Consider the following 20,820-nt stretch of genomic DNA (forward strand, 5'->3'; position numbering starts at 1 on the left):
GCTCGGTTCGCCGAGCAATCGGGTCCCGGCTTTGCGACCGTCGAGGCGGAGGCTCTGCGGGAAATCCTTCCAGCCCTGCGGGTGCCGCCGCCGGTCATCGCGCACGCGAGCGACGAGGGCATGGTTGAGCCGGACGACCTGCGCCGCGCGTTCCTCGGCGGGCGGGCGGCTACGAGTTGCAGGGCACCGGAGTGGCATCATCGTCGACCGGATCGTTCTCGCCTGCGGGACGGGCCTGCCCGCCCTCGCGGAGCACCTTAGCGAGCACATCGAAGTGCCCGGTGTCCCGGCTGCACGCTTCACCTTCAACGCGCCGGAACTACGCCTGGACCGGGTGGTGTCCACGCCGGCCTTCGAGATCCGGCCATCCGCCCGGTACGGCTTCGTCGGCGCCGAGGACGTGGTCCCGGGCGGGACCGAGACAGCGACGCGGGCTCGGGTACGTGCGTCCCTGAGCGCCGTGAGGGAGGCGTTCGGACTGCCCCGGGAGCCGGTGCCGGGAGACGTGACCATAGGGGTCCGCCCGATCCCGGCTGGCGACGACGTGCTCTGCGCACCGCTGGCGAGCGCTCCAGGGGGCGTCGCACTGGCTGCACACCCCGGGGTGACGCTCGTGGCCCCGCTGGCGCTGCGTGCGGCGGAACAACTCGTCAACCCCTGGTGTCCTGCGCAGCGGGCCGTTGCCGGCACGGCCTCGCGGATCAGCGGCCGGTCGGCCCCCGTGCCTCGGCGGAGGCAACGAGGGATCGGCGCCATACGTCCAGGGCGGTGGCCTTGGCCTCTCCGATGCCGTATCACAGCGACACGGCAGCCGTTGTCCAGCACAAGGACAGCACCAGCGCTGGTATACGCGGTGTTCAGCACGGACCGATGGCCCTGAAATGCAGCCGCCATCCGGATACCCGCCGCAACGAGCGGAGGGACCCACCACCTCTCCGACCGCGGCCCCGCGAGGCCCGAGACCTCCGCGGCCCAGGATGGCTCGATTCGAACCTTGCCGGTCCCAGGCAAAGCACCTCACATTGGGCACAGTTCATGCACATCTTGCGCACAACTGACGGTGACGGGGGAGTCGACAGCGGTGGCGTTCCAGCGCGCGAGAACCACGGTGGCGGGCGATGCGGCGGGCGGTTCGGGGCGGCACCCCGGCACGCCCCCGGAATCCTGGGGGCCGGCGGGCGCCGGGGCAGCGCGGCGCGGGCCGCGCTATCTGGTCCTGGGGCCGCTGGAGCTGCGGCTCGAGGGTCGGCCATGTACGCCCACGGCGCTCAAGTCCCGTGCGTTGCTGGCCCTGTTATTACTGCGCGCCAACCAGCAGTCCTCCGCGGACGCCCTGATCGAGGACCTGTGGAACGGCCGGCCGCCCCGCTCGGCGCTGGCGGCGCTCCAGATGTACGTGTCGGGCCTGCGTCGGGTCCTGGACCCCGGCCACAGCCACGACGGCCGTGACGCCCGCCGCCACCCGCTGCTGCCGACGGTGGGGTCCGGCTATCTGCTGCGGGTGGGGCCCGGGGAACTCGATCTGGACGAGTTCCGCGAGCAGGCGGCCCTGGGCCGCAGCCGGCTCGCCGCCGGCGACTGCCGGGCCGCCGACCACGCCTTCCGGCGCGCTCTGACGCTCTCGCGCGGTACGCCCCTGGGCGATCTGACGCACGCGGACCTGCCCGGCTTCTACGGCGACCGACTCGCCGAGGAGCAGCTGGCGGTGGTGCAGGACCGGATCGGCGCGGACATCTGTCAGGGCCGCGCCCGGGAGGTCACCGGCGAACTCCGGGAACTGTGCGCCCGCTATCCCCTGCGGGAGGCCTTCCACGAGCAGTTGATGCTCGCGCTGGCCACCACCGGCCGGCAGACCGAGGCCCTCGAGGTGTACGCCGAGGCCCGACGGACGGTGGTGGCAGCCGGTGGCATCGAACCGGGATCCGCTCTCCGGGCGGCGCAGCAGGCAGTGTTACGGGTACGGCCACCGCTCAACACCGGGCACGAGCACTGCCGGTCGGCCTTGAACGACACGCAGGAACGTTTCCTTCCTCGCTGAGGCAGACCTCCCCGGTGCTCAGCGCAGTCGCCAGTCCAGACGGCGCCGGTAGTAGACCAGGGGCTGGCCCTCGCCCGGCACACAGGAGGACACCTCGCCCACCAGCGCCGTGTGGTCGCCGTGCGGGAAGGCCGCGGCGACCCGGCAGCGCAGGTAGCCGGGCACGCCGAGCAGCCGCGGCACCTCGCCGTCCCACTCCCACAGGGCGTCCGCGAACTTGTCGTCCGTGCCGCCCGCGAACACCCGGGCCAGCGCCTCGTCGTCCGCGCCCAGCAGGTGTACCCCGAAGTCCGTGCCCGGCCCGGCGCTCAGTTCCCGGCCGGTCCGGGAGCCGCCGGCGACGGCCATCAGGACGGACGGCGGCCGCACACTGTAGGAACACAACGAGGACACCAGCATGCCGGTGGGGCGGCCGTCCGCCCGTCGCGCGGTCGCCACCGCCACGCCGGACACCAGCCGGGACATGGCCTCGGTGAACCGCTCGGTGAGCACGCCCGGTTCGGTGTCCGCGCCGGACGAGTGCCCTCCGCCCGCGGCAGGCTGTCCGCCCGTGGCGGGCTCTCCGGCCGGCGGCCGCCCGCCGGCCAGAGCGGTGCCCTCCGCCCCCCTACGCACGGGCCTGCCCGGCGGCGCGCAGGCAGCTGTCCAGGCGGCTACGGGCATCGGGGTCACCGGTGGTGGCCAGGGCCGCCTCGAAGTCCGTCGCGGCCTCGCTGTAGCGGCCGGCCGCCTCGTGGACCACACCGCGGTTGAACCGGAAGTCCGCACGGTCCGCGAGACCCACGGCCCGGTCGAAGTCGGCCACGGACATGTCCAGGTCGCCGTCCAGGTACGACAGTTCGGCGCGCACCGCCCATGCCTCGGCGAGTTCGGGATCGTTGCGCAGCGCAGCCTCCAGCGCCTCCCGGGCCGCGGTGACGTCTCCCTCCTCCGCCAGCAGCCGCCCGCGCAGCGACAGCAGATGCGGGTGCTCCGGGTACTGCGCGAGGCCGCCGGAGACACTCTCCAGCGCCGCCGCGGTGTCGCCGAGGTCGGCCAGGAGACCGGCCCGGCCGAGCGAGGCCTCCGGATGGCCGGGTTCGAGTTCCAGCGCGCGGTCGAAGTCCGCCAGGGCACCTTCGGTATCCCCCAGCTCCAGCCGGGCGTCGCCCCGGTTGTAGTACGCCTCGGGGAACGGCGGCTCCAGACGCAGCGCCCTGGTGTACTCGGCGATCGCCTCCTCGGCGCGGCCCAGCCTGCGCAGAATGGTGCCCCGGTTGAAGTGGTGGTCGGAGAAGCCGGCGTCCGCCTCCAGGATCTCGGCATAGTCCTCGAGGGCTTCCGTCAACCGCCCGCTCATCGCGTTCACCTGGGCCCGGTTGTAGCGCAGGCCGGTCCGGTGCCAGCTGCGCTTGCCGAGGCTCAGTTCCCGGTCCAGCCGCTCGATCCCCTCGTCCAGCAGCCGCAGCGCCTCGTCCGGCCGCCCCGCCCGGACCTCGACCAGCGCCAGGCCGTTGCGGTTGAACACCGAGAAGAAGGCCCGCTCGTCGGGGTCCGGCAGCAGGTCGGCGATGCCGATGGCCTGGTTGACCCAGGCGCGCGCCAGGCTCTCGTCACGCCGCTCCGGCGGGTAGTGGCGGGCGTAGAGCATCCCGGTCTCGTAGGCGAGCTTCATGTGGTGGGTCGCGCTCTGGGTGCGGGTACGGGCCTCGTGCTGGAGGACCGCCGACTCGTCCGGGCGGCCGCCCGCCGCCAGACAGGCGCTGGCCTCGCGGATGAAGTACCACCAGGTGTCGGGGTGCTCCTCGACGGTCAAGAAGGCCCTCGCGGCCTCACTGAGCTCGGCCGAGATGTGGTAGAAGCCCAGGTACTTGCAGTGGTCGAGGGCCCAGCGCGCCGCCGTCACCCCGGCCCCGACGGGATCCGTGCCCCGCAGCAGATGGTACGGCAGTGCCCCCAGGCGCAATGAGGTCTCGCCGGCCTCGGCCCGCTCGGCCAGCTCCCCGGCCCTCCGTTCGTGCAGGGCGGCCCGCTCGGAGGGCGTGAGCGCCGCGTAGGCGGCGGCCGGGCCCGGCTCGTCGTCCACGCAGTCGCCGTCCACGAAGCCGCGGGCCGCGAGCCGTACCGCCGCCGGGTCCCCGGCCACGGCTGACGGCGCGGCGTCCTGCTCCGGCTCCGGCGGTCCGGTGACGGGGGTCGCGTACGCCGTCAGCGCGTCCGGCAACGAGATCGAGACCTCGCCCGGCGGCTCCCGCAGCGGTTCCCGGCCCGAACAGGCCACGATCGTCAGCAGCTCCGGCGGTATCCGGCGCAGCGCCACCGCCAGGAACTCCTGGTCGGTGACGTCGGCGTGCTCGACGTTCGTCACGATCAGGGTGCGGGGCGCGCCCGCCGAACCGGGCAGCGCCGCGAGGAGGAACTCCACGAGCCCGTGCGCCACCCGCAGCGAGTGCAGCCGCGCCGGGTACCGGCTGATCTCGCCGGCCGAGGACTGTTTCTCCAGCCCCCGGACCAGCGGCGGCACCAGGGGCGTCAGCTCCTGGGTGCTCTGCTGGAGTTCGATGTAGTGCCGGTCCGCCAACTCGGGCCTGGCCCGCAGGATCTCCGGCGCGATCTCGCGCAGCAGCGTCCCGGCGGCGGTGTACGGACCGCGCAGCCGACGGTGCGCGTCCACGGTGAGCGACGGACCGGGCAGACCGAGAGCGTCCCGCAACTGCTCGCGTCGGCGGGAGTGCGGGGCGGAGATCCAGTAGTGACCGCTCACGTTTCTGCCTTTCACTGAGGGCCTTCGGAGGTGGAGGCGGTTGCGGGGTCCCGCCGGCGTTGGGCGAGGGAGCGCGTGGTGGGCGAGGAAGCGCGTGGTGGGCGACGGCGTCAGGTGATGACGTGCCGGGTCCGGTCGCGGCGCCTGCGGAGCCGCTCGCGGGCGGCGAGCCAGAGGGCGATGCCGATCTGGAGGAAGGTCAGCAGCAGGAAGACTGTGCCGTCCACGAGCATGACCCAGTCCGGCCGGTCCGCCGTGAAGCGGCCGAGGGCGGCGCCGATCATGTCGTAGAAGACCGGACCCAGGCCGAGCAGGAAGGTGCTCAGGCTGAGCGTGTAGCCGACCGGGATGAGCCAGGAGTACCAGCGCGCCGCCCGCCGGTCCGCCGGATGCCACCCGGACTCGTCCAGCAGCCGGTCCGGGCGCCGCAGCAGCCGGTTGTACCGGCTGCGAAGCATCCGGGTGGCCGTGGTGTGCAGATCCACGCAGCCGAGGGCCGTACTGATCAGCACGTAGATGTCGGTGCGCAGGTAGAAGAAGAACTGCCACAGCACCCGGATCACCGCGGCGAAGGCCACCGCCAGGCAGACCCGGGCGGCCAGGCCGTCGCCGCCGGGCCCGCGCGTGAGGTCCGCCACGATGATCAGCACACCGATCAGGACTACGTCGACGAGCATCCCCGCGAGGATCGGTAGATAGCGTCTGCGGCGCTCCACCACGACCAGGCCGTCCAGCGAGGTCTCGACCACCAGGAAGTAGAAGCGGTACGACATCCGGGTGCGCGAGCCGACGCCGAGGCGGCGGCCGGCCAGCGCATGGTAGATCTCGTGGATCGCGATGAGCGGTGCGGCGGCGACCGTCATCACCACCATGATCAGGGAGTAGTAGTCGCTGAACACCATGTCCCTGGGGGTGGGCAACAGCTCGGGGCTGCGCACCACCAGCACCGCCGCCCAGGCCACCACCGCGCCGTAGCAGAGCCACGCCACCGGCGAGAACAGCGCCCGCCCCAGTCGCTGCCAGCGCACCGGTGGGGCGGCGTCCGGAGCGGGGCCGGGCCCGGGCACCACGAAATCCAGCTCGTGCAGCGCCTCGACGATGTCGGCGACGTCGATGGGTTCGCCGTACTCGACCGCGTACCAGTCGGCGGCCTGCCGCGGAGTCGCGCCCTCCTGGAGACGGCGCACCAGCGCTGCGCCGTCCGGCGGGAAGATGGCGAAGGACTCGGTGTCCGGGCGGCCGATCGTGACCTCGCCGTTCTCCTCCAGATACACGAGGCGGTGGAGCACCAGCGGGCTGTCGAGGTCGCGCACCGCGGCGGTGTCTGCGGCGACGTCCGGGGCGTCCGGCAGCGCGGTGCCGTCACGAAGTTCCTGATCCGCCATCGCGGCTCCTTCATCTGCATGGTCCGGCACCGCGCACGCACGCAGCCCGTTCACCGCCCGGGTTCCGGCGGCAGGCCGCGGCCTGCCGCCGGAACCCGGAGCGGCACTTCACGTGCGCTGGACTCAGTTGGCGACCGGGTACGTCGCACAGGCCGAGGAGGTCAGACGAACCGGACCGGCCTTGCGGATCTGGATCTTCTTCATCTTGTTCTTCTGCATCGCAGAGACTCTCCCTGGTGGTGGTCGATGACACATGGCCTGTTGGCCATCGGTGATTCTTCTGCGCCGGGCCAAAGTCGCCCCAGATCCCCGCCAAAGCCCCGCAAGCCGCGTAATTCCTTTGCGGCCATGCCGTCCGGGCGCAGGCTGCCGCTGGGCTTCACCGAACGGACGAGCTGGTCGACGCCGACCTCACGCGCAGCCTGTCCCACACCCACCGGACCAGGACCAGACCGAACTCGCTGCTGAGACACGCCGGTTCTTCCACGATGGTGTCCCACGGAGTGGTGTAACGGATCTCGGCCCGGAAGTGCGCCGCTCGTGTGACCTCGCGTGCACCGACTACTGGTGAATGCTCGCTACGACGAGCTGAAGCGGCAGATGGCCGCGGTGAAGGAGTGGTTCGCCGCCGACATCCGTGACGCCGCCTTCCCCGCTCAACCGCTCGAACCGGAGGGTTCATGGGCCGCTCACACCAGGCGATGGTGGATGAGATCGAAGCCCACCTCGGGCGCAGCCTGCCAGCCCGCTGGGAGGATGAGTTCACACCTCCCATCGCGATGCTCTGGCCGCCGAACTCACCCCGTGAAGGGCATCTTCGAAGCTCTCGATGCACTGCGGCACATCCCCGTCTGCGTGGCGTCCAGTGGCAGCCACGACAAGATGCGGTTCACCCTGGGAATGACGGGGCTCTACGAACGCTTCGCAGGCCGCATCCACAGCTCGGACGAAGTCGCGCGAGGCAAGCCCGCCCCCGACTTGTTCCTACACGCCGCGCGGCGGATGAACGTTGAACCTGCGGCGTGCGCTGTCGTCGAAGACAGCCAGTACGGTGTGCAGGCAGCTCGTGCGGCCGGCATCTGCGCCTTCGGCTGTGCAGGCGGACTGACACCCGCTGACCGACTCGAAGGCCCCAACACCGTGTTATTTCGCGACATGCGGGAATTGCCTTCCCTCATCGTCGACCCCTGACCTCGTGAGCGGGCCGCGTTGCCTCACCTGGCCGGAGCACGTCGTGCTTGATCCGATCCTGTGTTTCCCCTGGGCGCAGCCTGTGGGGGGCTGCGCCCAGAGCAAGTGGCCTCCCGCCGCTTCGGGGCGCTGCCTACGATGACCGGCATGCCCTTTGATGCCTCTGTTTCCTCGGTGTGGCCGGTCCTGCCCCTATGACGACACGGACGTGGCACCGGCATTCCTGACCGATGTTCCGGGGTTCACGCAGGCGGTCGCGGCGTCGGGCGAGGACGCCGGCGTCGTGCGTGCGGAGCTGCGGTGGCCGGGCGGGGGTGCGCTGGTTTTTGGTTCGACCCGGCACACGGACAGCTGCGCAGGGCGGCAAGCTCCTCACGCTCAGCGTTGGTGAGCATGTCGTCGCGTTCGTCGACGTCGGCCTCGGCCTCGGCCTGCCGGATCCAGTTGCGCAGGGCCTCGTGGTGCACGCCGAGTTCCTCGGCCATGCGGCGGATCACGGGCTTCGGTTCGGCGGTCCGGTACATCCGGACCGCACGCTCACGCAACTCCAGCGGGTACTTCCTCGGCGCAGGGATCGTCTGAGCTCCTCTCATGAGACCCATCTGCCCCCTGTCACCCATCCCGAATCTCGGGGGAACCTCAGGCCGTCGCGGCATGGGGGTGCAACGGCGACAGTCTCGTCGCTTGGTTCCTTGCCGCTTTCACGTGACCTTCGGCGTTTTCTACAGACCATCCAGTCGCCTGGTCACTGTGTCGAGTGTCGGCCAAGGAGGACCCTCGCGCAGCAAGCGCAGGAATTCCTCTCCGAATCGCCTCCCATTCGGAAACTGGTCGCCAAGCTCCCAACGCCACGCGGCGACCATCGCGATAACGAGCTGCCGACACTCGTCCAGCAGCCCTTGGTCAACGCTTGGGTAGTGCTCGCAGACCGCCTCGGGAACATGGGCGAGGTCGAACTCGACGGGTCCACGGCAGCACGTCTCAAGGTCGATGAACAACGGGCCGTTCTTCGTGCTGAGCACATTGCCTGGATGCGGCTCTCCGTGGAGCAGCTGCTCCACGGCGCCGCGGTCGTCGATCGCTCGTCGCAGGCTTGCCAGCCTGCCGCTGAGGAACACGCGGTCCGCGTCGGTGAGCTCCGGCGAGCGATCCGGGTCGGCGACAACTTCTTCCGCCTCCGTGATCCGGTCTGTGAACCTCGGGCTCGGCACATCGACCTTGCGCATGCCGGCGTGCAGCTGCTCCAGTGCCTTGGCGTAGTCGACTGGTGAGGTGTGAGGTGTCACGGGCTCGTAGTAGGTCCACAGCGTCACTGCGAAGCCATCGCGTGTGTACACACACGGGTCCGCGCGAGGCTCCAAGGGACACACCGGGCATCCGACCTCGGTGAGCCGCTGAGCGAGATCGACTTCGAACTGTGCAACCTCTTGTCCCAGAGGGGCGACCCGGGCAAAGACGTCGAATGGCGTCAGCCGCAGTGCCAACTTGTTCGAGTTGTGGAGAACGATTGCATCATTGGCTGGCAGGTCGAGCGATGCGGCGACCGAAGTCGCAGCCGCGATCGCACGCGTGACGTCGGTCATATCCACCCTCGAATCTTGGCATAGATGAGCGAGGGCGATGCCAACCAGCGTGGCCAGGTGCCAACTATCGTGGCCCGGCACAGCATCGCGCACTCCCCGCACGGTCACAGACGACAGATGCCGCGCTGACACGACAGTTGGCGTGCTGAGTCACAGCAGCGTGTGCTCCGCCGGGAGGCACTGTTGCCAACTGGCGCGCCCAAGTGACAACTATCCCGCTTCGGCACATGAAAATAGTTTATATTGATCAGAAACTTATGGGGTTCACTTGTTGAGGATGTAGTGGACGTGTGGGCCGCCGAAGTATCCGCGGACGATGTAGGGCTGGCGTTGTCGGCGGTGGAAGAACCTGCGGGTTTCGGCGGCGAGTTCGGCCTGGTTTCGGGCCCGGTGGGTATGGGACAGGCTGCGCTTGAGGTCGGCGTCGACCAGCTCGTCGGGGTTCAGCTCAGGTGAGTACGACGGCAGGAAGTGCAGGATGATATTCGCGGAGATATTTCTCATGGTTCTTCTTATTCTCGCTTCGCTTTTCATGGCTTCCATCGGCGGATATCTCGCTTACCTTCAGTGGCGGCACAGGAAATTCATACGAAGCGGGCAGATGGAGACCACGAGAGGGGAGTGCGTCAACTTGAGATGGACTCCTGGAGGGCTGGTGGCGAGTGGTATCCGTTATGTCGACAAGGAGGGCCGCCGGCGCGTGGCGTGGACGCGGGCCCAAAGCACGATTCCGGTCGGGATAGGGGAAAAAGCTCAAGTGAGCTACGACCCCAAAGGGAAGACGACAGCTCTGGTGAACGGCGTTTCCCAGGGGACCGGGTCGTACGGGGTCGCCGCAGGGTTTTTCGTCCTGGCGGCGATTCTTCTGTTCAACGCGTTCCGGGATGTCTGATCCCGTTGACCCGCCGCGCCCTCGGAACCCGGCGCATATCTTGGACCTGACCGGGAATCCCCTCTCCGACCGGGTACCGGTCGACGACCAGGTGGACCTTGCGGTCGAAGTGTCCGACAAGGCGCTCCAGGAAGCGGCGCATGGTCTTCGCGTCGAAGGACTCGGTGAAGACCATGAAGTGCATCCGCCCCTTGGTGCTGATCGCGGACATCACGTTCACGGAGAACCGGTTCCCGGTGCGGCGGACGACCGGAGTGCTTCCCCTGGCACCCCAGGTGCGGCCCGTGACCTGGTCCGAGCGGATCCCGACCTCGTCGCGGGAATTCGACCGTGCCGGAACGGGACATCTATGGACTGGGCGTGCGTGAAATCCGCGCGCAGCCCATCGGCTCGGGTGCCCCATTCCGGAAATACGACTCGGTGATGGCCTCCACGACGACCGGATGCAGATCCTCCTCCGTCGTTCCAGCCTCCTGGAGCTCCAGGATCTGCTTCGCGTAGGCGGGCGAGATCGGGGTGGTGATGGTGCGGTGCGGCCGTCGTCCGAGTTGCCCGAGCACGTGAACCCGAAGTAGGCCGTCACCTCCACCATCATCCCGCTGGAGGTAGACGCCTGCTCGCGCACCTGCGCCCTGACCTGCGGTTGCCACTCGGAATCGGCCTCCTCCACCAGGGCGGCCTGGTGATGCTTCTGCGGGGTCGTCTGCTTTCCGGCGCGGTAGCTGCTCCACCGTGCGGCGCGAGACGTCCAGGCGCTCCGCCAGGGCCTTGGTCGCCCCGTTCGCCCGTGTGAGAAGGAATTTCACCTGAACCTTTGCGGATTTCGGCGCGGGCCGGGTGAACACCTTCCGCTCCGCCCGAGCGAGGGCCTCCAGAACCTTGCCGCGGCGCGGAGCCGGCTGCTGATCGCTCATGCGGTCAGTCGGTCACGGAACCCGGGTCGTGGCCAACCGAAGCGCTCGCACACGCCTGCCCCGGGGCTTGCCGCTGTGTTCAGCTGTGCTCGGGCTCCACCGGGAGCCATAGTTCGGCATCGGCCTCGGTCATTTCCGGCGACAGGCGGGTGCGCAGGAGTTCGGGGCCGGTGCGGGTACGGTACGGGTTCGACGGGAACCACTCGGTGAACACGTCCCGCCACAGCTCCTGGATGGCCTGCGGCGCCGGCCCGGAGGTGGTGAAGACCGCCCAGGTGCCGGCCGGGACGGCCAACAGGGTCGTGCCCTCCGGAGCGGCCGCGGAGGTGATCACACCGTGGTGGTAGTCGAGTTCAGTGCCCTCGGCGCGGCTGGGGTCCATGCCGTCACAGACCGCGACGATGCCGTGCGGCTCCTGGTCCGACAGCTTCTCCAGGCGCTCCAGGGTCTGCGGGGCGATCCCACGAACAAATTCCATGATCGCCTGGTTCGGCCCCGCATGCACCAGCGGGACCCGGGTCTTGAGCCCGACGACGGTGAAGTCCGCCTTGTGCACGACGCGGTATCGCATACTGCTGCTCCCTTCGATGGTGAGGCGGAAGGCCATCCGGGACTGGGAGTTGAGCACGGCGCCGGTACGCCGGGCCTCGCCCGGTCCGATGCCGTGCATGGCACGGAACGCTCGCGCGAACGCCTCGCCGGAGCTGTAGCCATAGCGCACCGCTATCTCCAGCAGCGTCTCACGCCCTGCGAGTACTTCGGCGCCCGCGAGGGTGAGTCGGCGGCGCCGGACGTACTCCGACAGCGGCATACCCGCGAGCGCGGAGAACATCCGGCGCAGGTGGTACTCCGAGGTGGCCGCGATGCGTGCCAGTTCCTCCATGTCGACGGCCTGGTCGAGGCAGCACTCGATGTGCTCCATGGCCTGGTTCAGCCGCTCCAGCATGCCCGGCCTCCTTTCTCATCCCTCTTCACGACCACCTTGCCGGCGATGGTCGTGAAGCACGTCTACCCGGCACTGCGGTCGGCGCCGTCCCCGTCCGGGCCGGGGGTGTCCTGTCCCAGGCCCCGGCGGATCGCAATCTCCACGGGCGAATACGCGCCGTCGGACCGCTCCAATTCGTATGGCGCGGCCGGCATCAGCGGCGGCTGGGCCATGAAGCGCGGCCGCACCCCATGGTGCGGTTGCGCCGCGTGCACCAGGAACGGATGGCACAGGAAGACGTCGCCCGGGGACCCGGTGGCGTGGGCGAGTGGTAGGTGGTCGGACGCCGCCACCAGATCGGGCGCGAGAGTCAGCCCGCTCGCCCCTTCCTCCCCGTACTTCTCCAGCACCTTCGGCACGTCGAGGTGTGAGCCGACCCGGATCCGGGTCGGGGCGTCCTCCTCACCGACCTCGCTGAACAGGAAAAGCATCAGCAGCGCCCGGCCCCGGGAGCGCAGATTCGTGAAGTACCAGCTCTCGCCCTCCGGCAGATAACTCCCCTCGATGTGCCAGCCCGCGTCGTCCGGCTCCTCCTCGTGCGGGAAGCGCAGCGGGAACGTGCCCAGCGAGTAGCGCGGCTCCCAGCGTCCCGCACCGACGAGCAGATCGTACGCGCGCTGCAGGGACGGGGAGTTGGGTGCGGCGGCGAACGGCCCCTGCGCCATACCGCCCACCCAGTGCACGGGCCGAGTCCACGTCGACGGGTCGTCCGGATCGCAACCCGTCTCTCGCCACAGCAGCCTCGCGCAGTCCGCGGCCACGCGCGGCGCGACGGCGCCCTCCAACTTCACGAAGCCATCGCGGAGGAAACTGGATACCAAGGTCGTGTCATCCATGTCCCCATCGTGCGGCGACACCGGTCCCGATCACCCGACATTCCCCGCACCGCCTTTGTCAGGTGAACACCGAGCCCTTTCCCACCCCTCCGAGACCGGAGGCAACCGCCCCGCGGGTCACAGGACCACACGGCTGGATCCATGCTGAGAACGGCGAGATGGCTGCACTGGCCAGCGCGCCGCGGATGCGCAGGACGGTGGGCAGCAGGTTCGCGCTGGTGGACGTGACCTCGGTGAGCGCGGCGGTGACCGCGGCCGGTACGTCACCTGCGGGTTCGGCGGGGGTGTTGATGATGGTGTCCGTGGCGGGGAAGGACTCTTGGACGAGTTCGGTCTGGTGGTGCCACCACCGAACCTCGCCTCGTTCTCCGAGCGCCAGATGGTGGAGGTAGAGGCAGTACGAAGAGGCGGCATCACCCGCGCCGGCGGCGTACTGCCACCAGAAGCGAGCGTCTTCCTCGGCTTCGGCGAGCTGCAGTATGCAGCCGAGCACGCGCGCACCGGGCGGTTCGGGGAGGTGCGGCGTGATGAACTCGTCCAGGGTGCGCAGGCCGGTGCGGGTGACTACCGCCTCGCACAGGGTCTGCAGGTTCTGGGCCGCGTCCTGCTCCGGGGTCTCCGGGATGCTCGCCGGTGCGGAAGCGGGGCTTGGTGCGGGACGGTGGGCGCTTGTACTCGGGCGAGGATCCGGGCTTCGGCTGCGTCGATGTCTTCCTGGGTGTAGCCCCCGCACGGCGCTCAAGCGTCCCTCATATGCCCGTGGCGTGGTCGAGGGCGTCGGCAAGCCGGTCGTGGGTCATGGCGGAGCGTCCGCGGATGCCGACCCTTGAAGAGAGGATTCAATGCTGCGCGGCAAAGTCGGCCGGCCTGCTCGGGGGGTCGGTGTCCGCGTCGGCGGTGGTGCGGAGTGCGGGCTTCTGCGTCGGCTCGTGTGTCGGGTCCTCGGCCGTGGGCAGCTCCGGTGACGGCCCGAGGCGCAGGTGCGCGCCCAGCGGGAGGCAGAGGACGACGAGCCCCGCCCACATGGCGAAGGCGAAGCTCCACAGTCCCATCATCAGCGCGATGGAGAGGTGGAACAGGACGCCGGCCGCCAGCAGGTACCAGCGCAGGCGCTGCGGCAGCAGGAGCACGAGGGCGAGCCCGAATTCAATGAACAGCGGTGCCCAGGTCAGTGCCGCGACGCCCAGGGGGTGGCCGACGGCGAGCTCCACCACCGGGTCGAGCCACCCGGGAGCGCCGAAGGCGAGGTTGTTGCTCCAGTACCACATCGCGGTTCCGTCCGCCCACTCCGTGTGGGGGAGCTTCGCGACGCAGGCCTGGAAGTACAGGAACGACATCTGCAAGCGGGCCATGACCAGAGCGGAGCAGCACACGAAGGCCGTCACCTGTGGGCGTGCCGGGCCGGGCCGCTCCTCCGGCGGGCCGTCCCAGTGCCAGCGCCGGGGATCGCCGAGGGCCGCGAGGGCGAGGAGGATGCTGAGGTTGCAGGCGATCTGGTCGCCGCCGTCCGGGATGGCGATGTTGGCCCAGACGCTGTAGGTGATCCACGCGTGCGGCAGTGCCGTCCACCTCGGGCGCCAGCCGGACGCGATGACGAGCAGGACCGCCACGCACACCAGGCGGCCCACGTCCAACTGCTGCTCAGGGATGTGGCAGAACAGGCCGATCGCCCTGGGACCCTCGCAGCCGACGGGATCGTCGCGGCCGACGCCCGGGCGGAAGAGCGTGTCGGAGCCGCTCCACAGGAGGGTGCCCGACGTGCCCAGGGCCACCAGGGTGCGCGCCAGTCCGTAGACGCTGGTCCACGGTGACGGGAAGGACTTCACCGGCATCTCACCTCCAGGACGTAGGCGCTCTCCGGGGTGTGGGTGCCCGGGTAGAAGTCACGCCAGGCGTAGGGAACGGGCCGCTGGTTGACCAGGGCGATCCGGCCGCACAAGGTGGGCGACGGAGTCGGGTTGTCGGCGTGGGTGACGGTGCTCGCGCGGTCGAGGCAGTCCGTCAGCGCACGGCCCTTGCATGCGAAGGGTCTGTCGTCCTGGGCCCGCTGGAACAGCAGGCCGATCTCCAGGCCCTGGGCTCGTGACTCCCTGTTGAAGCCGTACTCGGCGTGCAGTCCCGCCCGCAGGCTCTGCCATGTGCCGTCGACCAGGCCGTAGGGGTCCAGGTCGGTCTCCCTCGGGGACTTGGTGAAGAACGCCCACCCCTGGGGTACCACTGTCCGCGTCGCTGAGGTCACCCTGTTCTGTCCCGGCAGCTCCACCACGTTGTTGGGAAGCTGTGTCTGCACCACGTACAGGAGGATCACCGCCCATATGCCGGTGACCGCTGCGGCCCAGGTCCGGGGGACTTCCCGGGTGCGGGGCGGGGAGACCGACAGGCGGCTCCACCGCCGCCCGCTCGTCGGCCGGTTCATTCGGCGTCTTCCCTCACTCTCGTTGCTCGATGCGGACGGCGCGGTCCGCCCCGTACCGGATGTGCTCCGTGCCGGTCCGTGGGCCGCCTTGGTCGGGAGGGCCGCGGGGTCCGTCCTTCCGGGGCGGTCATCCGCCTGCCGACCGGGGGCCGTTGGACGGTGTTCCCCGTCCGGCGCGCGGCCCTGCCCGGCGGGGTGTCCGGGGCCGGCTCCGTGCTCCGGGCACCCCGCCACCGTCAGGCGTCCTTCAACAGGCTGGTCAGACGGGCGATGCTCTCCTCCGCCGACAGTTGCGGCCGTTCCTGGTCCATCCAGAAGTGCTGGACCTCCCACGCGTATTCCACGTCGTAGACGGCGACCATGTTGACCGCCGCCGCGACGTTCGCCACGACGATGAGGACCGCGCACAACCCGGTGTCGCTGTTCTCCATCCCCCCTACAACCTTGACGTGCTCCTTGAGGAGTCCCGAGGTGCGGTCCAACGCCGCTTCGACCCGTCCGGGGTCGCCGCTGCGGAGGTCGGTGGAGAGCCCGGCGAAGAAGCCCGGCTTGTCCTTCTCGATGATGTCCGCCAACTCGGCGACCCCAGCCACGGCCTTGGCGCTGCGGTTCTTCCGGAGCGTCTCCTTCGAGCTCTTGTAGTAGCCGCCTGCGATGAGGCTGTCGGCCACCCGTCCTTGCGTGAAGACCAGGCCGGCGAACAGGGTGCGGCCGTCCTGCCCGGCCGTCGCGGCCTTCTCGACCACCACCGCGGCCGGCGGGGTCGTCGGCGCGGTGGACGCGTGGGCGGTGCCGACCACACCGGCCCCCACGACGACGGCCGCCGCGACGGCGGTGGCGATCACTTTCGGCGAGAACTGCACAGGGATCTTCCTCCCATTTCTGTTGCGTGTCCGTAGCCGCCCCATCCCGCGACCGCGTCCGAGGGCACCGGACCGGTATGGCTCCGCGTCGGGCGGAAGTCGGGCGGAGGACGGCCCCTCGTGAGGGGTGAGCGGCTGTCGGGCAACCAAAGCAGCCGGTCGGAGCCGGGGGGTACCCCCCTGAAAGGGGGGCTTGTCCGGGGGGTACCGCTGTGCGTCCCGGTCTTCGGATGGGCGCTGCGGCGGGACGTGGGGCTCGCGGTCCGTCGTCGTCGGCCATGAGTCGCGTACGCCGCTCCTTACGGCTCCGGTCTGATTCCGGTTCCGTCGACCCGAACCGTCCGGGGGCACCTCTGGTGGTGTGCCGAAGCCGGCTCGGGGCCCCGACGGCCTGTGCCCGCCGGTTTGGGGGGGTGCGGCCAAGGCCGGCCTGGCCGCGGCGACGTTGTCGCACAGCACCGGGATTCGACTGCGGCAGAAGCCTGGGCGGACGGCCGCACGCTGGGTACGGTCCCGCCGAGTACCGAGGCACGTACGGGCGAAGGGGGATGCGTGGGCGTCATCGGGGAGAACGGATCGGCGGCGCTGAGGGGGTTGCGGGCGGCGGCGGCCGCGCACCGGCTCGTCAACCTGACGGGGCCGTTGGGAGTCGGCAAGTCCCGCCTGGCAGCCCGTTTGGAGCCGGCGACGGTGGTGGACCTCGACCGGCCCGGCTCACTGTCGGCGCTGCACGCCGCGCTGGCCGCGCATTCCGGTTCCGGCCGGTGCGCCGTGGTGGTCGACAGCGCCGACGGGCGCCACCGGCCGGCCGCGCTGCGCGAGGACTCGACAGGGCCGGGGACGAGTGTCCCACCGTGGTCGTCGTCACCCCCCGGCCCATGGCTGCCGACCCTCTCTGGGCCGGCTCGGGCGTCGTCTCCGTCGCCGTACCGCAGGTCTGCGCCGGGTGGATCACCATCCGGGCCGCGGGGATCGAGGACGCCGGCGGACGGGAGCTGGTGACCCGGCTGGCGGACGGCATCCCCTCCCTCGCGGACGCCGTCTGCCGTGCCTGAGCACTTCCACCCGAGCCCCCAGGACCACAACCGCCACCGCCGACGCGACAGCCGCCGTCGCCCGCCTCCATGCGGCCTTCGCCACCGGGCGCACCAAGCCCCTCGCCTGGCGCAAGGCCCAACTGCGGGCCCTGCGACGCCTGTTGGTCGAACAGGAGGCCGCCTTCGGCTCCGCGCTGCGTGCCGACCTCGGCAAGAGCGCCACCGAGGCGTACACCACCGAGATCGGCTTCACGATCAACGAGATCGACCCGGGCGACGCGTGGTGTCGGCGCACGGCAGGAGGGCGGGGCCGGGCCGGCGGCACCGGTGTGGGTTCCGGACCGCGTTTCCGGTCTTCCGGGCCGGATTCCCGTCAGGCACGGGCGACCGCGAGGGTCGACAGGTGGTCGGCGTAGGCGTCGAGGGCGGCAAGGGCCTGGGGGTCGTCGCGGTCGATCAGCCAGTTGAGGGTGAGGCCGTCCAGGAAGTTCATCCCGTAGCGGGCGAGGACGGGTACCTCCATGGTCCAGCGGATGTCGGCGAGCTGTGCGACGGTCCGGAGGTGGTCGATGTTGGCTTCCAGGTATTGCTGGTACTGGCGGCGGGCCACGTCGGCCAGGCCCGGCTCGCGCAGGGCGTACTGGGTGAGCTCGTAGGTGAGTTGATGCTCCTCGGGGCTTTCGCGGATACGGTCCCAGTAGGCGTGCAGGAAGGCGCGGAAGAGGTCTCGCGGGGAGGCCCCGTCGGTGGGGGTGACGAGGGGGAAGGCGAGCGAGCGGAGCATGATGCGTTCGATCACACCGTGCAGGAGCTGCTGCTTGGAGCGGAAGCAGTAGTGGAGCGCGCCCAGCGGGAGTCCGGCCTCGCCGACGACGGCCCGGGTGGTGGCCCTGGCCACGCCGTCGCGGATCATGACGCGGATGGCGGCCTCGACGAGCTGCTCGCGGCGTGCGTCGGCGGACTGGCGGACCATGTGGTCTCCCGTGGTTCTGGGGCGGCGGGCCCGGTCAACGTACCTCGGTGTCGGAGGACTACAGGAAGGCGTGGCCTTCCCCTCGGTAGGTCGGGACCACGTCGACGATCCGGTCACCGTCGACGAGGTGCAACTGGTTGACCCGCTCGCACAGTTCGCCCGCCTTGGCATGCCGGAACCATACGCGGTCGCCCAGGCGCAGGCCGTCGGCGGCATCGCCGGTGAGCGGGGTCTGGACCTCGCCCGCGCCTTCGCGGGGCAGCAGGCGCAGCCCGGCCGGCCGGACCGGCCGGGGCAGCCGGTCGGGTCCCGCCGGTCCGGAGGCGATCCACCCGCCGCCGAGGAGGGTGACGTGGCGAGGGGCGGGCCTGCGGACGACGGGCAGCACGAAGTGGGCGGCGGGCAGGGTGCGGAAGCGGCGGTAGTGGTCGAAGAGCCCGGGGGCGTAGAGGCCGGAGCCGGCTCCGAGTTCGGTCACGGCCGGTTCGGCGGAGGTGGTTTCCAGGCTGCCCGTTCCGCCGCCGTTGACGTACTCCAGGGGTGCGAGGGCGCGTACGGCCCTGACCACGGCGGCACGGCGCTCGCGCAGTTCGCGCGCGGAGAGGCGTTGGACGAGCCGTACGGCCGCGCGGGACAGCGGAAGGCCGGGCTGGTCGTCGCCGACGCCGGCGATCTGCCCCTCGTAGGCCATGACGCCGACGAGTCGCAGACGCGGCCGGGCGAGCACCGCGAGGGTGAGGTCGCGGGCCTGTTCGGGCGTGTGCACCGGCGAGCGGCGCATCCCGAGGTGCACTCGCCCGCCGGCCAGGCGGAGGGAGGCGTCCAGGTCGAGGCAGACGCGTAGCTGCGGACCGTCGGGGCCGACGGCGGCGGAGAGGAGATCCAGGTGCTCCTCGGAGTCGACCATGAGGGTGATGCGTGCCGCGAGTTCTTCGTCGGCCGCCAGGCGGTGCAGGGCGGGCACGTCCGTCGAGGGGTAGCCCACCAGGACGTTGTCGTTGTCCTGTGCCAGCCACAGTGCCTCGGGGAGGGTGAACGCAAGGATGCCGGAGAACCCGGGCAGGCGCAGGACGTCATTGATCAGGCGACGGCAGCGAAGCGACTTGCTGGCCAGACGGATCGGTTTCCCGCCGGCGCGGTGGACCATCCGGGCGGCGTTGGCGCCCAGCGCCCCGAGGTCGACGACGGCGAACGGCGGCTGGAGGCCGGCCGTCGCACGCTCCAGGTCCGCAGGACTCGCGGGCCGCGGCGTGGGGGCGAAGTCGCTGCCCGCGGTGTGCGTCGTTTCCGGGGTCGGAGTGGAACGTCCCATGGCTGACGGGCCTTTCTCTGGGCCTGGGGGCCTGCTCGGCGGCGCCCACCATGACTTGGTCGATTGTCCAAGTCAAGGGTCTTCACCTCTTGACTTGGACAACCGACCAAGGTGACGCTGCCGCGACGAGCGTCGTCGACCGTCGATCCCATCGAGAGGACTTCCGGTATGACCGAGGTGTGGCGCAACTGGTCGGGCAGCGAAAGAGCACGGCCCGTGCTCGTCCGAAGGCCGGCGAGCACGGCCGAAGCGGCCGCCGCCGTCGCGGAGGCGGCCGGCCGCGGGCTGCGGGTCAAGGCGGTCGGCTCCGGGCACTCCTTCAGCGGCGCGGCCGTCGCCCCCGGCGTCCAGCTGCGCCTGGACGCCATGGACCGCCTGTGCTCCGTGGACGCGCAGAGGCGGCTGGTCACGGTCGAGGCCGGAATGCCGCTGTGGAGGCTGAGTCCGCTCCTCGCCTCCCACGGGCTCGCCATGGAGATCATGGGCGACATCGACCGGCAGACCGTCTCCGGGGCCGTCTCCACCGGAACCCACGGCTCGGGGCTGCGCTTCGGCGGCATCGCCACTCAGATCAGGGCGCTGCGGATGGTTCTCGCCGACGGATCCGTGGTCAGCTGCTCCGCCGACGAGCGTCCCGAGCTGTTCCGGGCCGCGCGCGTCGGGATCGGGGCCCTCGGCGTGGTCACCGAGGTCACGCTCCAGTGCGTCGACCGGTTCGCCCTGCACGCCCGCGACACGGCGATGCCGGTTCGGGAGGTCCTCGACCGGATCGACGAACTGACGGAGGACAACGACCACTTCGAGTTCTTCTGGTTCCCTCACAGCGACGTGGCACTGACCCGGCGCTTCGCCCGGCTGCCCGGGTCCACTGCGTTGAAGCCGATCGGCCCCGCCGCCCGCCGCCTCGACCGGGCGGTCAGTGACCTCGGGTTCGAGGGCCTGTGCCGGCTCGGCACCGCGGTCCCGGCCCTCGTGCCGCCGATCGCCCGGTTCGCGGCGCGGGCGATGTCCACGCGGGAGTGGACCGACCTGTCCCCGAAGGTCTTCGCTTCGCCGCGCGATGTCCGGTTCCACGAGGGCGAGTTCGCCATCCCCCGCGAGCACGCCGTCGACGCGCTGCGGGAGATCAAGCGGTGGATCGACTCGACCGGCGAGCGGGTGTCCTTCCCGCTGGAGGTGCGGTTCGCCGCCGCCGACGACATCTGGCTCTCCACCGCACACGGCCGCGAGACCTGCTACATCGCCTTCCACCAGTACCACCGGATGCCCTACCGCCGTTACTTCCAGGCATGCGAGGACATCCTCGGCTCCTACGGCGGCCGCCCGCACTGGGGCAAGATGCACACGCTCGACGCGGAGAGCCTCCGCCCCCGCTACGAGCGCTTCGACGAGTTCGTTGCCCAGCGCGACGCCCTCGACCCGTCCGGGGTCTTCGCCAACTCCTACCTCGACCGCGTCCTGGGGCTCGCGCCCGACGCCGTGCCCGTCACCCGCGACCTCCTCAGGAACCCGGCCTGACCCGCCAGTCATCGACACCCCGCCCAGGAGACCCACATGCCCCGCCCCGTCCACGCGGGCCGCAACGGCTGCGACGGCTGCAACGGCTGCAACGGCTGCAACGGCTGCAACGGCTGCAACGGCGCACGGTGCCG

20 protein-coding genes and 1 pseudogene are annotated in these 20,820 nt (G+C 70.5%); 5 read left to right on the top strand and 16 right to left on the bottom strand.

Annotated elements, in window-relative coordinates; translation table 11 throughout:
- Positions 1–1,081: 1,081 nt before the first annotated feature.
- Positions 1,082–2,038: a BTAD domain-containing putative transcriptional regulator gene (locus ACIHCL_RS25060; RefSeq protein ID WP_399864947.1), complete on the top strand. Its 957-nt coding sequence runs from the start codon at positions 1,082–1,084 to the stop codon at positions 2,036–2,038.
- A gap of 18 nt (positions 2,039–2,056) precedes the next feature.
- Here ACIHCL_RS25060 and ACIHCL_RS25065 read toward each other — a convergent pair whose 3' ends face one another.
- From ACIHCL_RS25065 to ACIHCL_RS25075, 3 genes are all read right to left on the bottom strand, one after another.
- On the bottom strand, positions 2,057–2,530 hold the full coding sequence (locus ACIHCL_RS25065; RefSeq protein ID WP_399864950.1) for a flavin reductase family protein: 474 nt from the start codon (positions 2,528–2,530) through the stop codon (positions 2,057–2,059).
- 115 nt (positions 2,531–2,645) lie between these two features.
- A complete protein-coding gene (locus ACIHCL_RS25070) occupies positions 2,646–4,781 on the bottom strand; it encodes a tetratricopeptide repeat protein (RefSeq protein ID WP_399864951.1) in 2,136 nt (711 codons plus the stop codon).
- Positions 4,782–4,891: 110 nt separating this feature from the next.
- Complete coding sequence (locus tag ACIHCL_RS25075; protein WP_399864954.1) at positions 4,892–6,166, bottom strand: hypothetical protein; 1,275 nt, start codon at positions 6,164–6,166, stop codon at positions 4,892–4,894.
- Positions 6,167–6,970: 804 nt separating this feature from the next.
- On the opposite strand from ACIHCL_RS25075, the gene ACIHCL_RS25080 reads away from it, so the two are divergent.
- Entirely contained in the window at positions 6,971–7,357 is a 387-nt protein-coding gene (locus ACIHCL_RS25080; RefSeq protein WP_399864956.1) for an HAD family hydrolase, read from the top strand.
- A gap of 242 nt (positions 7,358–7,599) precedes the next feature.
- On the opposite strand, the gene ACIHCL_RS25085 is transcribed toward ACIHCL_RS25080, so the two are convergent.
- The 3 genes from ACIHCL_RS25085 to ACIHCL_RS25095 all read right to left on the bottom strand — a co-directional run bounded on the left by ACIHCL_RS25085 (position 7,600) and on the right by ACIHCL_RS25095 (position 9,444).
- Complete coding sequence (locus ACIHCL_RS25085) at positions 7,600–7,950, bottom strand: transposase (protein WP_399864959.1); 351 nt, start codon at positions 7,948–7,950, stop codon at positions 7,600–7,602.
- A gap of 129 nt (positions 7,951–8,079) precedes the next feature.
- Positions 8,080–8,940, bottom strand: a complete 861-nt coding sequence (locus tag ACIHCL_RS25090) for a phosphotransferase (RefSeq protein ID WP_399865154.1) — start codon at positions 8,938–8,940, stop codon at positions 8,080–8,082.
- Positions 8,941–9,204: 264 nt separating this feature from the next.
- Positions 9,205–9,444, bottom strand: coding sequence for a transposase (locus tag ACIHCL_RS25095; protein ID WP_399864961.1), 240 nt, complete (start codon positions 9,442–9,444; stop codon positions 9,205–9,207).
- Here ACIHCL_RS25095 and ACIHCL_RS25100 point away from each other — a divergent pair.
- Positions 9,419–9,832 (top strand): DUF3592 domain-containing protein, encoded by a 414-nt coding sequence (locus ACIHCL_RS25100; RefSeq protein WP_399864964.1) that lies wholly within the window; start codon positions 9,419–9,421, stop codon positions 9,830–9,832. The two genes, ACIHCL_RS25095 and ACIHCL_RS25100, sit on opposite strands and share 26 nt — an antisense overlap.
- 70 nt (positions 9,833–9,902) lie before the next feature.
- Here the strand turns inward: ACIHCL_RS25100 and ACIHCL_RS25105 are convergent.
- The 8 genes and pseudogenes from ACIHCL_RS25105 to ACIHCL_RS25140 form a co-directional block, all read right to left on the bottom strand.
- A pseudogene (locus ACIHCL_RS25105) lies at positions 9,903–10,148 on the bottom strand (transposase); the annotation flags it as partial.
- A 31-nt stretch (positions 10,149–10,179) separates the two neighbouring features.
- On the bottom strand, positions 10,180–10,392 hold the full coding sequence (locus ACIHCL_RS25110) for a hypothetical protein (RefSeq protein ID WP_399865176.1): 213 nt from the start codon (positions 10,390–10,392) through the stop codon (positions 10,180–10,182).
- A gap of 433 nt (positions 10,393–10,825) precedes the next feature.
- Positions 10,826–11,692 (bottom strand): GyrI-like domain-containing protein, encoded by an 867-nt coding sequence (locus ACIHCL_RS25115; RefSeq protein WP_399864967.1) that lies wholly within the window; start codon positions 11,690–11,692, stop codon positions 10,826–10,828.
- Between the two features lie 62 nt (positions 11,693–11,754).
- Complete coding sequence (locus tag ACIHCL_RS25120) at positions 11,755–12,567, bottom strand: phytanoyl-CoA dioxygenase family protein (RefSeq protein WP_399864969.1); 813 nt, start codon at positions 12,565–12,567, stop codon at positions 11,755–11,757.
- A gap of 58 nt (positions 12,568–12,625) precedes the next feature.
- Complete coding sequence (locus tag ACIHCL_RS25125; protein WP_399864972.1) at positions 12,626–13,060, bottom strand: hypothetical protein; 435 nt, start codon at positions 13,058–13,060, stop codon at positions 12,626–12,628.
- Between the two features lie 346 nt (positions 13,061–13,406).
- A complete protein-coding gene (locus ACIHCL_RS25130) occupies positions 13,407–14,399 on the bottom strand; it encodes a sporulation-delaying protein SdpB family protein (protein ID WP_399864974.1) in 993 nt (330 codons plus the stop codon).
- The gene (locus ACIHCL_RS25135) at positions 14,390–14,983 is read right to left on the bottom strand and encodes an SdpA family antimicrobial peptide system protein (RefSeq protein WP_399864977.1); all 594 of its coding nucleotides are present in this window, start codon (positions 14,981–14,983) and stop codon (positions 14,390–14,392) included. The genes ACIHCL_RS25130 and ACIHCL_RS25135 overlap by 10 nt, the downstream gene beginning before the upstream one ends.
- A gap of 236 nt (positions 14,984–15,219) precedes the next feature.
- Positions 15,220–15,846, bottom strand: coding sequence for a hypothetical protein (locus ACIHCL_RS25140; RefSeq protein WP_399864980.1), 627 nt, complete (start codon positions 15,844–15,846; stop codon positions 15,220–15,222).
- 878 nt (positions 15,847–16,724) lie between these two features.
- On the opposite strand from ACIHCL_RS25140, the gene ACIHCL_RS25145 reads away from it, so the two are divergent.
- Complete coding sequence (locus tag ACIHCL_RS25145; RefSeq protein ID WP_399864983.1) at positions 16,725–16,901, top strand: hypothetical protein; 177 nt, start codon at positions 16,725–16,727, stop codon at positions 16,899–16,901.
- Positions 16,902–17,256: 355 nt separating this feature from the next.
- Here the strand turns inward: ACIHCL_RS25145 and ACIHCL_RS25150 are convergent, their stop codons facing one another.
- Together ACIHCL_RS25150 and ACIHCL_RS25155 are read right to left on the bottom strand one after the other, a co-directional pair.
- A complete protein-coding gene (locus tag ACIHCL_RS25150) occupies positions 17,257–17,856 on the bottom strand; it encodes a TetR/AcrR family transcriptional regulator (protein WP_399864986.1) in 600 nt (199 codons plus the stop codon).
- A gap of 58 nt (positions 17,857–17,914) precedes the next feature.
- A complete protein-coding gene (locus ACIHCL_RS25155) occupies positions 17,915–19,168 on the bottom strand; it encodes an amino acid deaminase/aldolase (RefSeq protein ID WP_399864989.1) in 1,254 nt (417 codons plus the stop codon).
- Positions 19,169–19,336: 168 nt separating this feature from the next.
- Here ACIHCL_RS25155 and ACIHCL_RS25160 point away from each other — a divergent pair, with 168 nt between their 5' ends.
- A complete protein-coding gene (locus tag ACIHCL_RS25160) occupies positions 19,337–20,686 on the top strand; it encodes a D-arabinono-1,4-lactone oxidase (protein WP_399864991.1) in 1,350 nt (449 codons plus the stop codon).
- Positions 20,687–20,820: the final 134 nt, after the last annotated feature.

Origin of the sequence: Streptomyces sp. NPDC052042, from assembly GCF_044548345.1 — a bacterium.
GTDB lineage: Bacteria > Actinomycetota > Actinomycetes > Streptomycetales > Streptomycetaceae > Streptomyces.

What these genes read in the sequence shown, in the direction of transcription:
- ACIHCL_RS25075 (WP_399864954.1), bottom strand. Translation starts at nt 6,166, where the DNA reads ATGGCGGATCAGGAACTTCGTGACGGCACCGCGCTGCCGGACGCCCCG.
- ACIHCL_RS25085 (WP_399864959.1), bottom strand. Translation starts at nt 7,950, where the DNA reads ATGAGAGGAGCTCAGACGATCCCTGCGCCGAGGAAGTACCCGCTGGAG.
- ACIHCL_RS25090 (WP_399865154.1), bottom strand. Translation starts at nt 8,940, where the DNA reads ATGACCGACGTCACGCGTGCGATCGCGGCTGCGACTTCGGTCGCCGCA.
- ACIHCL_RS25100 (WP_399864964.1), top strand. Translation starts at nt 9,419, where the DNA reads ATGATATTCGCGGAGATATTTCTCATGGTTCTTCTTATTCTCGCTTCG.
- ACIHCL_RS25095 (WP_399864961.1), bottom strand. Translation starts at nt 9,444, where the DNA reads ATGAGAAATATCTCCGCGAATATCATCCTGCACTTCCTGCCGTCGTAC.
- ACIHCL_RS25115 (WP_399864967.1), bottom strand. Translation starts at nt 11,692, where the DNA reads ATGCTGGAGCGGCTGAACCAGGCCATGGAGCACATCGAGTGCTGCCTC.
- ACIHCL_RS25120 (WP_399864969.1), bottom strand. Translation starts at nt 12,567, where the DNA reads ATGGATGACACGACCTTGGTATCCAGTTTCCTCCGCGATGGCTTCGTG.
- ACIHCL_RS25130 (WP_399864974.1), bottom strand. Translation starts at nt 14,399, where the DNA reads ATGCCGGTGAAGTCCTTCCCGTCACCGTGGACCAGCGTCTACGGACTG.
- ACIHCL_RS25135 (WP_399864977.1), bottom strand. Translation starts at nt 14,983, where the DNA reads ATGAACCGGCCGACGAGCGGGCGGCGGTGGAGCCGCCTGTCGGTCTCC.
- ACIHCL_RS25145 (WP_399864983.1), top strand. Translation starts at nt 16,725, where the DNA reads ATGGCTGCCGACCCTCTCTGGGCCGGCTCGGGCGTCGTCTCCGTCGCC.
- ACIHCL_RS25150 (WP_399864986.1), bottom strand. Translation starts at nt 17,856, where the DNA reads ATGGTCCGCCAGTCCGCCGACGCACGCCGCGAGCAGCTCGTCGAGGCC.
- ACIHCL_RS25155 (WP_399864989.1), bottom strand. Translation starts at nt 19,168, where the DNA reads ATGGGACGTTCCACTCCGACCCCGGAAACGACGCACACCGCGGGCAGC.
- ACIHCL_RS25160 (WP_399864991.1), top strand. Translation starts at nt 19,337, where the DNA reads ATGACCGAGGTGTGGCGCAACTGGTCGGGCAGCGAAAGAGCACGGCCC.